This is a genomic window from Microbacterium sp., from assembly GCF_035687345.1.
Taxonomy (GTDB): Bacteria; Actinomycetota; Actinomycetes; order Actinomycetales; family Microbacteriaceae; genus Microbacterium.
Map to the genome: position 1 here is coordinate 23,780 of NZ_DASRXZ010000089.1, position 10,035 is coordinate 33,814.

Genomic DNA, 10,035 nt, shown 5'->3' on the forward strand with positions numbered 1-10,035 from the left:
GCCGCCATGACCCGCTACGAGCCCGCGATCGACCTCGATGCGATCGACGCGATCGACGTCCACGTGCACATCGAGGTCGACGCGCACGGGCATGCGTCGCTGCCCGCAGACCTCGTCGAGGCCGCGTCGAAGTACTTCTCGACCGACGGGCCCCGCCCCGACCTCGACAGCATCGCGGAGTACTACCGCGAGCGCCGCACGGCGGCCGTCGTGTTCACCGTCGACGCCGAAACGCAGCTCGGCCAGCCGCCGTTGAGCAGCGAGGAGATCGCCGAGGGCGCGGCGCGCAACAACGACGTGCTCATCCCGTTCGGCTCGGTCGACCCGCGCCGGACGGATGCCGTCGACCGCGTGCGGCGGCTCGTGGAGGACCACGGCGTCCGCGGCTTCAAGTTCCACCCGACCGTGCAGGGCTTCGATCCGAGCGAGTCCGCGTTCCATCCGCTCTACGAGGCGTTGCAGGACGCCGGGGTCATCGCGCTGTTCCACACCGGGCAGACCGGCATCGGCGCGGGGCTGCCGGGCGGCCGCGGACTTCGCCTCGGACTGTCGAATCCGATGCTGCTCGACGGCGTCGCCGCAGACTTCCCCGGGCTCCAGATCGTGATGGCGCATCCGTCGGTGCCGTGGCAGGACGAGGCGATCTCGGTCGCGACGCACAAGCACAACACCTGGATCGACCTGTCGGGGTGGAGCCCCAAGTACTTCCCCGAGTCGCTCGTGCGGGCCGCGAACTCGTACCTGAAGAAGCGCGTGCTGTTCGGCTCGGACTTCCCGCTGCTGACGCCCGACCGCTGGCGGCGCGATGCCGACGCCGCCGAGCTCTTCAAGCCGGAGGTCGTCCCCGGCATCCTCAAGGACAACGCGGCTCGACTGCTCGGTCTCGCCGCGTGAGCCGCGGCATCCGCCACCCCTGAAGAAGGAGAGATCATGACCACCACCGCCGCCTACGCCGACGCGCCGAGCCTCGCCGGAACCGACCTCGGGTGGTCGGAGTGGCTCGAGGTCACGCAGGACCGCGTGAACACGTTCGCCGACGCGACCGATGACCACCAGTGGATCCACGTCGACCCGGAGCGCGCCAAGGAGGGTCCGTTCGGCGGACCGATCGCCCACGGCTTCCTGTCGCTGTCGCTCACCGTGAAGTTCTGGTCGGAGCTGTTCGACCTCGAGGGCGTGACCACGAAGGTCAACTACGGCCTCGACAAGGTGCGCTTCGTGTCGCCCGTCAAGGTCGGCGACCGCGTGCGCATGAACGCCGTGATCGCCGAGGTCACCGAGGTTCCCGGCGGCTACCAGTTCGCGGTCGATCAGACGATCGAGATCGAGGGCGGCTCCAAGCCGGGCGTTGTGGCGCGCGGCCTGTACCGCTTCTACGCCTGACACCCGCGCTCGCGCACAACCCCCGCACCCGCACGCACCACCCCTCGAAGGAGAGGAGACGATGCACAACCACGGACTGGGCTCGTGGATGGCCAAGCGCCGACTGAAGTCGCCCGACAAGACCGCGCTCATCTACGGCGACGGGTCGACCATGACCTATCGGCAGCTCGCCGACGCCGCGGACCGCGTGTCGGCGCTGCTGTGGCACCGCGGCATCCGCAAGGGCGACCGCGTCGCCTACCTGGGCGAGAACTCCCCCGAGTTCCTCCAGGTGCTGTTCGGCGCGGTGCAGCTCGGTGCGGTGTTCGTGCCGGTCAACACGCGCCTCGCCCCGCCCGAGATCGCGCACGTGCTCGGCGACTCGGGCTCGCGCGTGCTCATCCACGACGCCGAGCTCGCACCGCGCATCGAGCAGGCGCTCGCCCAGCACGACGTCCCGCATGTGATCGAGACGGGCGAGGGGACGCCCGAACGTCCGGGGCTCGCGAGCATCGTGCGCACGACGACCGCCGGCCACGCCGACGCCGCGGTCTCCCTCGACGACCCCGCCGCGATCGTCTACACGTCGGGCACCACGGGCCGAGCGAAGGGCGCGATCCTCACCCACGCGAACCTCACGTGGGTGTCGCTCAACTGCGTCGTCGACTACGACGTCGTCTCGACCGACGTCGCGCTCATGATCTCGCCCCTGTTCCACGTGGCCTCGCTCGGCATGGGCGCGCTGCCCGTGATCCTGAAGGGCGCCACGATCGTGCTCGAGCGGGGCTTCGAACCCGGCCGCGCGCTCGAGCTCATCGAGCGCCACGGCGTCACGATGCTCAGCGGCGTGCCGACCACCTACCAGATGATGGCCGACCACCCGAACTGGGCGACGACCGACCTCAGCAGCCTCAAGAAGCTCACGTGCGGAGGGTCGGCGGTGCCGACGCGCATCCTCAACGCGTACGAGCAGCGCGGCATGTCGTTCTCGCAGGGCTACGGCATGACCGAGACCTCGCCCGGTGCGACCGCGCTGTCACCCGACATGACCCGCAAGAAGCAGGGCAGTGTCGGCCTGCCGCACTTCTTCACCGACGTGCGCATCGCCGACGAGCACGGTGCGATGGTGCCGCGCGGCACGGTGGGCGAGATCGAGATCTCGGGTCCGAACGTCTTCGCGGGCTATCACGGGCTGCCGGATGCCACGGCCGAGGCCTTCACGTCCGACGGGTGGTTCCGCTCGGGCGACCTCGGCTACCTCGACCCCGACGGATACCTCTATATCGCCGACCGACTGAAGGACATGATCATCTCCGGCGGCGAGAACATCTACCCCGCCGAGGTGGAGAATCTCATCAGCGACGTCGAGGGCGTCTCGGGCGTCGCCGTGATCGGCGTGCCCGACGAGCGCTGGGGCGAGGTGCCCTGGGCGATCGTGACCGTGCGTGACGGGGTGACCGTGACGACCGAGCAGGTCCGCGAGTTCCTCGACGGCAAGCTCGCGCGCTACAAGATCCCCCGCAACGTCGTCGTCGTCGACGAGCTGCCGCGCACCGCATCGGGCAAGGTGCGCAAGGCCGACCTGCGGGCGCGATTCGCGCGCTGAGCCGACCGGTCGTGCGCGATTTCAGGCGACGAGGCTCGCGAAGTCGCGGACGGCCGGGAACGCGAACTCGCGGTGCCGCCGCGTGAACAGCTCGGCGGAGCGGTCGGCCGGCCAGTCGTCGTCCATGTACTGACGCGGAAGCCTCGGATCCGCTCGCAGCAGCGCGAGCCAATCGGCGACGAGTACCGTGCGCGCGGTGAGCGGAGGAAGATCGGATCCCGCGTCCTCACGCCCCCAATGGGCGAGGAACTCGTCGTGGGCGCCGCGGATGCGCGGAATGTCCCACACCGTCCGCACCGTCTCGTCCATCGGGAACCCGTCGAGCTCGGACGCGGCGAACGCGTTGACCGACCCGGGCGGAAGCTCGGGGATGATCGCGTCGAGCGCGCTCGCGAGGTCGACCGCACCGGGTGCGATCCACAGTCCGTCGCGCAGCACCGAGAAGCCCGACCACGTGAGCGCCGCCCGCAGGCGGTGGCGCAGCGTCCGCACGTCTTCGGGGACGGTGAACGTCACGAGCGTCCATCCGTCACCCTGCGGGTCGAACGGCGACGGCCCGTTCACGCGGCGAGCCGCTTCGCGCAGCACCTCGCTGCCGTGGGCGGTGAGCTGGAACCCGATCTCCCGCCCGAGGCGGTGGCGTTCGAGCAGACCGCTCGCGACCATGCGGTCGAGGTTGGTGCGCACGGCGGATGCCGCAACCCCCGCACCCTCGAGCACCGAGAGCAGCACGCTCGCACGGAGCGGCTCGAAGTAGCGGTCGCACACGTACTCGCCGAAGAACGCCAGCAGCAGCTGGCGCGGCTTTCGCGTCAGGACGGAGTTCTCGGCGACCGTTTCGCCGAGGACCGCCGTCGCCGCCGTCTGGGTCACGCCGCAGTGGCCCCCGGCCGGACGGCCTCGCCGCGCTTGGCCCGCTGGATCTGCTCGTACACGTGCGTGCGCAGCTCGGTGAACCGCGGCAGAGCCCGCGTCACGAGCTGGTCGCGCTCGGCGGGCAGGTCGATCGAGAGGTCCTCCTGCACCCACGTCGGGGACTTGGAGAGCACCACGACGCGCTCGCCGAGGTAGACCGACTCATCGATGTCGTGCGTCACGAAGAGGATCGACATACCCCGCTCCCGGTGGAGCGTGCGCACGAGGTCCTCGAGGTCGGCGCGCGTCTGCGCGTCGACGGCCGCGAACGGCTCGTCCATGATGAGCACCTCGGGCTCGTACGCGACGGCGCGCGCGATCGCGACGCGCTGCTGCATGCCGCCGGAGAGCTGCCACGGATAGCTCTTCGCCGCGTGGTCGAGGCCCACCGCGACGAGCGCGTCGTCGATGAGCCGGTCGCGCTCGGCGCGGGAGAGCTTCTTGTGCTTGAGCGGCAGGTCGACATTGCCCCGCACGGTGAGCCACGGGTACAGACTGCGGCCGTACTCCTGGAAGACGAGGGCCATGTTCGGCGGCGGCCCCGTGACGCGCTTGCCCTCGAGCTCGACGACACCCGACGTCGGCCGCAGGAGGCCGGCGATGCACTTGAGGAGCGTCGTCTTGCCGCATCCGGAAGGGCCGACGATGACCACGAGCTCGCCCGCGTTCATCTGGAAGCTGATGTCGCCGATCGCCTCGACGCTGCCCGTCGAGGACTCGTAGACCTTGCGCAGGTGCTCGACAGTGAGAAGCGGCTGCGCCGCGGAACGCGATTCAGGCACGCTCCACCTCCTTGACTCCGTGGTACCAGCGAAGGACACGTCGCTCGACGAATCCGAAGATCACCGCGAGCAGCACGCCGATCAGACCGAGCAGCACGATGCCGCTCCACATCTGGGCGATCAGATAGTTCCGCTGGAAGAACACGATCTGATAGCCCAGGCCCGACGACGAGAAGAACATCTCCGAGATCACCATGAGGATCAGCGCGATCGACAGGCACTGGCGCACGCCGGTCATGATGCGCGGGCTCGCCGCCGGCAGCACGAGGAAGCGGAGGCGCTCGGAGCGCGTGATCGCGAACGACTGCGCGGTCTCGGTCATGACGGAGTCCGTCGAGCGGACACCCTCGATGGTGTTGAGCAGGACGGGCCAGATGGCACCCGTGACCATGACGACGACCTTCATGGTGTCGTTCGCCCCGACGAGCACCGCCACGATCGGGATGAGCACGGGGGGCGGCACCGCCCGGAAGAACTCGAAGATCGGCTCGAGCAGCTCTCGCAGCCACCGCACGAGGCCGATGACCGTGCCGGCCGCGATGCCGAGCACGACCGCGAGGACGATGCTGATCGCGAGGCGCCCCAGGCTCGGCAGCACGTCGTTGACGAACGCCGGCCCGATCCACGTCTCGACGAACGCCTCGGCGATGACGAGCGGACTGGGGAAGAACGGTGCCGGCGAGATCGACGACCAGATGCCCCAGATGACGAGCAGGAGGATGGGCAGCCCGAGCGCGTAGGCGGTGTTCTCGCCGATCTTCGCCCACACGCGCGACGGCTTGCGGGGCGTGACGACGGTGCTCGTGTAGAGGGTCACAGGACCTCCTCCCCTCGCACCGACTGGTGCCACGCGAGCGAGCGGCGCTCGATCGCGCGGAACCCGATGTTCACGAGCAGGCCGAGCACGCCGGTGACGATCACCAGCGCGTAGACGGTGGTCCACTGGCCGGACTCGCGGGCGATCATGATCGCGCGGCCGAGCCCCGGCACCGACATGAACATCTCGGCGGTGATCGCGAGGATCAGCGCGACCGTCGCCGCGAGCCGGAGGCCCGTCATGAGGTACGGCAGGGCAGTCGGGAACACGACGCTTCTGATCTGCGCGCCGCGGGTGAGCCCGTAGCTGCGCGCCGTGTCGCGCGCGACGGCGTCGACGTCGGCCACGCCGTAGAGCACCTGGATGAACACCTGCCAGAAGCTCGCGAACACGATGATCAGCAGCGCCGCCTGCAGCTGGTAGCCGAACATGAGGATCGCGAGCGGGATGAGCGCGACCGACGGGATCGGGCGCAGGAACTCCACCGTCGTGTGCGTCGCCCGCCGCAGGAACGGCACGAGCCCGATGATCGTGCCGAGCACGACCGCGAGCACCGTCGCGATGAGCAGGCCCAGCGCCCACGACGTGAGCGTGCGACCGACGTTGCGCCAGAACTCGAGATCACGGGAGAGCGCGAACAGCTGCGCGATCGTGTCGGTCGCGGTCGGGAAGTACGCGGGGTTGACGACTCCCAGGGTCGGGAGCAGCTGCCACGTCACGAGGAACCCGGCGATGCCGGCGAGTCCGAGCACGACTTTCCGCAGCGTGCGCAGGCGGCGCTGACGGCGGAAGTGGCTCGAGCCGCGGGAGGTCGCCGGCGTGGCGATGACGGGGGCGTCGGCGGTGGCGGTCACGGTGATCCGATCGGTGGTGCGGGGGGCGGGAACGGAGGGAGGGGCGGATGCCTCGGCCGAGGCATCCGCCCCTCCTCAGGCCATTCCTACTGCTGCTGGATCAGGCGGCTGTAGTCGGGCTCGCCCTCGATGTACTCGAACTCGACCGCGAGCGCGCCCAGCTCCTCGATGCCGGCACCGGCGAGGTCCCACGTGAACTCCGGCAGCGTGATGCCCGCCGCAGCCTCCTCGGGGATCTCGAGGTTCGTGGCGATCGCGGTGCGGACCGCGGCCTCGTTGTTCGCAGCCCACTCGAGCGCCTCCGACATCGCGGCCGCGTACGCGGCGACGAGCTCGGGGTCGGAGTCGAGGAGCTCCTGCGTCGTGATGTTCGTGAGCACGGTGAGGCCCGGGATGGTCGCCTGGTACGGCGCGACGACCGAGACACCGCCGCCGCCCACGATCATGGCGCGGAACGGGTCGGGCGCCCACGCGGCGTCCATCGTGCCCGCCTCGAGCTGCGCGGGGACGTCGGGGAACGCGACCTCGACGAACTCGATCGTCGAGGGGTCGCCGCCGTCGTCCTGCACGGCCTTGCGGATCGTCAGGTCGCCGGCCGCGCCGAGCGTGTTGACCGAGACCTTCTTGCCCGCGAGATCGGCGGGGCGCGTGATGCCCGAGTCGCCCAGTGCGACGACGGCGTTCACGTCGGTGCCCTCGGCGAGGCTGTTGGCGTAGTTGCCGACGATCACGACGCCGAGGTCCTGCAGGTCGGCGCGGATCGGGCCGAAGGGCTGGCCGATCGCGAACTGGATGTCGCCGCTGAGCAGCGCCGGGATGGCGTTCGCGCCGCCCTGGGCGGGGACGACCTCGATCTCGAGGCCGTGGGCCTCGAAGATCCCCTCGTCCATCGCGGCCCACAGGGCACCGGTCTCGGCGATCGGAAGCGCCGCGACGCGGACGGTCGTGAGCTCGCCGCTGCCCGGGTCGTCGGTCGCGGTGGAGGTGGCGGAAGGTGCGGCGGAGTCGGTGCATCCGCTGAGTGCGAGGACGGCCGCCGCGCCGATCGCGATGGCGGCAAGAGCTTTCTTCATTGACAAGCCTCTCGTGAGCAGTGTGGGCAGGACCGACCGGGGCGACGCCGCAGGTTCGGGCACCCATCGCCTGTCAAAGTCGCACGTCGCTGTGTCGGTGCTCACATCATGGGTCGCGCGCGGATGGATTGTCAAGGTTTTCTTGACGCTCGTCACAGATCAGTTGAATAACGGATGCTTCTCAATTGAGTAACGGATGCTCCGCCCGAAGCAGCGGACGCCGGTAGGCGACCACCTCGAGCAGCGAGACGAAGCGCGTCACCTCATCCGCCGCCAGCGGAGCGAGCAGGTCACGCTGCACGAGCTCCGCCGCGACCGCGACGCGCTCGACCACCTCCCGCGCCTCCGCGGTGAGGTCGATGAGCTTGCGCCTGCGATCGTGCGGGTCGGGTCGCGCGGTGACCAGTCCGCGACGCACGAGACGCGCGATGACGTCCGTCGTGCTCGATTTGTCGAGCGAGGCGAGTTCGCCGGCCGTGCTCTGGTCGATGTCGTCGTTCCACGCGACCGCCGTCAGCAGCGCGTACTGGGGCGACGTCAGCAGCGAGCCGACGTGCTCCGTCCAGTACACGCCCTGCAGCTGTTCGCTCCGCCTCAGCAGATGGCCCGGCGCCTTCGCCGGCGGCAGCGCGAACGAGGCATCCGCATCCTCCGGAAGGGCGGGCGGCTCTCCCCTGTACGCGACGCGGGCCAGCGCCGCCGCGAACCACGCGGAGCCGTCGGGCGAGAGGGGTTCGAGGAACCGACGTTGCACCTCCGCCACGCGCGGTGTGATGTGGCGCAGCGCGGAGCGCGCGGGCGTCGTGAGCGACAGCAGGTAGCGCCGCCGATCGCGCGTGTCCCGCTGGCGCGCGAGCCAGCCGTGGCGCTCGAGCCGCGCGACGACGTCCGCGGCGGTCGACTTGTCGAGCGAGGCGCTCTGCCCGGCGGAGCGCTGATCCATCGAGCCGGCCGTGAGCACGCTGAGCAGCGCGTACTGGGGACCGGTGACCTCGCCGTCGAACTCCTCCGTCCACAGGGCGGTGTGCATCTGGTGCGAGCGCCGGATGAGGTGTCCGGGCGAGGTGTGGAGTCGCAGCATCCGCGACTGCGCCTCACCCTGCTCGCGTTCCTCGTCCGTCAGGGACACAGGACGCCCACCCCCTCCATCGCGGTCGCCCGACTGCGGCGACGCGGACGGATCCGCCCTGCCCAGTCAGGCCGGATCGCTGCCTGCAATTGCTTGCAGGAATACTGACACGTCTGGCGGTGCGAGTCGGTGCACAGTCCCCCGGGGCGGGAGTGAGGAGGAGAAAACCGCGCGTTCCGCGTAGGGTGGCAGGCAACCAGGAGGTGGCGCTGTGCTGTTTGCCTTGTATGCGGTCCTGTTCCTCGGCGGGATGTACCTGTTCGGGCTGTCCTTCAACCTGGAGGCGTTCCAGGGACTCGTCTTCGTGGCCGGGATTCTTCTCGTGTCGGCCGCCCTTGCGACGCCGATCACGGCGAGCGCGATCCAGAACCAGAGCGGCGTGAGCCGCCGGCGTCGCCCCCGCTGAGCGGCGCCGGCGCCCACGCGCTCCGGATTCAGGCGCCGCTGCGTGCCAGTCGCTGCGCGCGGCGCCCTGCCGCGCTCTCGGCCCATCCCCTTCGGATGACCCGCACCGCATCGGCCGCGAGCTCGAGACCGTCGTCGTACGGCGCGCGCCAGATCGCGAGCATGTCGCCCGCGCCGTCGCCGACGAGCGGCCGCGAGAACGCCTCGACCCCCCACCGGCCGGTGTAGCCCTCGTCGAGCGTCTGCTGCACGACCTTCGGGATGTCGACGACGCCTGTGCTGAGGAACCCGCGCCCGGACTGCCCCAGCTCGAGGTACGCGAGTCGGGGCAGCGCGTCGCGGATGGCTGCCGCCATGTCGGCCTCCTCGATCGCCATGTGGTACGTGTCGAGGTGGATCCCGAGGCTGCGCGACCCGCTCAGCTCGACGAACTCGAGCGCCTGCGCGGCGGTGTTGATCGCGGACGTCTCGTAGCGGTTGAGCACCTCGAACGTCATCGTGATGCCGCGATCGGATGCCTCGTCGGCGACCGCGCCGACCTCGCGCGCGGCCCGCTCCAGAGCGGCGCGCGGCGTCGGAGCGCCCGGCGGGCCGAACAGCCCGTACGGCACGCCGTTCAGCTGATCCGCGCCGAGTGCGGCCGCGAACGCCACGGCCCCGCGGAGCGCCGCGGCACCCTCGCGGCGCTCCGCTTCATCGGCCGAAGACACATCTGCACCCGGAGCCTGTCCCGTCATCGCGATCGGCGCGATGTCGGCCTCCTCGAACGCGCGGCGCAGGGCCGCGGCATCCGTCGAGGCCGGATCCAGCGGCGGCAGGACCGCCCGCCGGTACCCCGCCTCGCGCAGCCGCGGAAGCACCGCGGCGAGCGCCTCGGGCGTCGGGTCCGCGACGACCGCGGACACGTGGAAGGCGATGTCGAGTTGAAGCTCGAGATCGAGGTTCACGGCTCCTCCGATCAGAACACCGGCAGGTCGAGGCGCTGCTTGAACACCGAGTAGCCGTCGTCGACGCTGACCACCGTGCCGTTGATGACGTTGGCCTCGTCCGACGCGAGGAACGCGACGACGTTCGCGATCTCCTCGGGCTCGG

12 protein-coding genes are annotated in these 10,035 nt (G+C 70.2%); 4 read left to right on the forward strand and 8 right to left on the reverse strand.

Annotated elements, in window-relative coordinates:
- Nucleotides 1–6: 6 nt before the first annotated feature.
- The 3 genes from VFF97_RS10055 (at nucleotide 7) to menE (ending at nucleotide 2,968) form a co-directional block, all read left to right on the forward strand.
- A complete protein-coding gene (locus VFF97_RS10055; RefSeq protein WP_325033358.1) occupies nucleotides 7–894 on the forward strand; it encodes an amidohydrolase family protein in 888 nt (295 codons plus the stop codon).
- Between the two features lie 36 nt (nucleotides 895–930).
- Nucleotides 931–1,383: a MaoC family dehydratase gene (locus VFF97_RS10060; protein WP_325033359.1), complete on the forward strand. Its 453-nt coding sequence runs from the start codon at nucleotides 931–933 to the stop codon at nucleotides 1,381–1,383.
- Nucleotides 1,384–1,444: 61 nt separating this feature from the next.
- Complete coding sequence (menE, locus tag VFF97_RS10065; protein ID WP_325033360.1) at nucleotides 1,445–2,968, forward strand: o-succinylbenzoate--CoA ligase; 1,524 nt, start codon at nucleotides 1,445–1,447, stop codon at nucleotides 2,966–2,968.
- A gap of 21 nt (nucleotides 2,969–2,989) precedes the next feature.
- Here the strand turns inward: menE and VFF97_RS10070 are convergent, their stop codons facing one another.
- The 6 genes from VFF97_RS10070 to VFF97_RS10095 form a co-directional block, all read right to left on the reverse strand.
- Nucleotides 2,990–3,841: a PaaX family transcriptional regulator C-terminal domain-containing protein gene (locus VFF97_RS10070; protein WP_325033361.1), complete on the reverse strand. Its 852-nt coding sequence runs from the start codon at nucleotides 3,839–3,841 to the stop codon at nucleotides 2,990–2,992.
- On the reverse strand, nucleotides 3,838–4,665 hold the full coding sequence (locus tag VFF97_RS10075; RefSeq protein ID WP_325033362.1) for an ABC transporter ATP-binding protein: 828 nt from the start codon (nucleotides 4,663–4,665) through the stop codon (nucleotides 3,838–3,840). Before VFF97_RS10075 ends, VFF97_RS10070 begins: the two co-directional genes overlap by 4 nt.
- Nucleotides 4,658–5,482 (reverse strand): ABC transporter permease, encoded by an 825-nt coding sequence (locus VFF97_RS10080; RefSeq protein WP_325033363.1) that lies wholly within the window; start codon nucleotides 5,480–5,482, stop codon nucleotides 4,658–4,660. Before VFF97_RS10080 ends, VFF97_RS10075 begins: the two co-directional genes overlap by 8 nt.
- Entirely contained in the window at nucleotides 5,479–6,336 is an 858-nt protein-coding gene (locus VFF97_RS10085) for an ABC transporter permease (RefSeq protein WP_325033364.1), read from the reverse strand. Before VFF97_RS10085 ends, VFF97_RS10080 begins: the two co-directional genes overlap by 4 nt.
- Nucleotides 6,337–6,422: 86 nt before the next feature.
- On the reverse strand, nucleotides 6,423–7,409 hold the full coding sequence (locus tag VFF97_RS10090; protein ID WP_325033365.1) for an ABC transporter substrate-binding protein: 987 nt from the start codon (nucleotides 7,407–7,409) through the stop codon (nucleotides 6,423–6,425).
- Nucleotides 7,410–7,590: 181 nt separating this feature from the next.
- Nucleotides 7,591–8,538 (reverse strand): MarR family winged helix-turn-helix transcriptional regulator, encoded by a 948-nt coding sequence (locus tag VFF97_RS10095; RefSeq protein WP_325033366.1) that lies wholly within the window; start codon nucleotides 8,536–8,538, stop codon nucleotides 7,591–7,593.
- A 211-nt stretch (nucleotides 8,539–8,749) separates the two neighbouring features.
- Between VFF97_RS10095 and VFF97_RS10100 the strand changes: the two genes are divergently transcribed.
- Nucleotides 8,750–8,944, forward strand: a complete 195-nt coding sequence (locus tag VFF97_RS10100) for a hypothetical protein (RefSeq protein ID WP_325033367.1) — start codon at nucleotides 8,750–8,752, stop codon at nucleotides 8,942–8,944.
- A 28-nt stretch (nucleotides 8,945–8,972) separates the two neighbouring features.
- Here VFF97_RS10100 and VFF97_RS10105 read toward each other — a convergent pair whose 3' ends face one another.
- Together VFF97_RS10105 and VFF97_RS10110 are read right to left on the reverse strand one after the other, a co-directional pair.
- Nucleotides 8,973–9,890, reverse strand: a complete 918-nt coding sequence (locus tag VFF97_RS10105; RefSeq protein WP_325033368.1) for a sugar phosphate isomerase/epimerase family protein — start codon at nucleotides 9,888–9,890, stop codon at nucleotides 8,973–8,975.
- An 11-nt stretch (nucleotides 9,891–9,901) separates the two neighbouring features.
- Nucleotides 9,902–10,021: an SDR family oxidoreductase gene (locus tag VFF97_RS10110; RefSeq protein WP_325033374.1), complete on the reverse strand. Its 120-nt coding sequence runs from the start codon at nucleotides 10,019–10,021 to the stop codon at nucleotides 9,902–9,904.
- Between the last annotated feature and the right edge of the window lie 14 nt (nucleotides 10,022–10,035).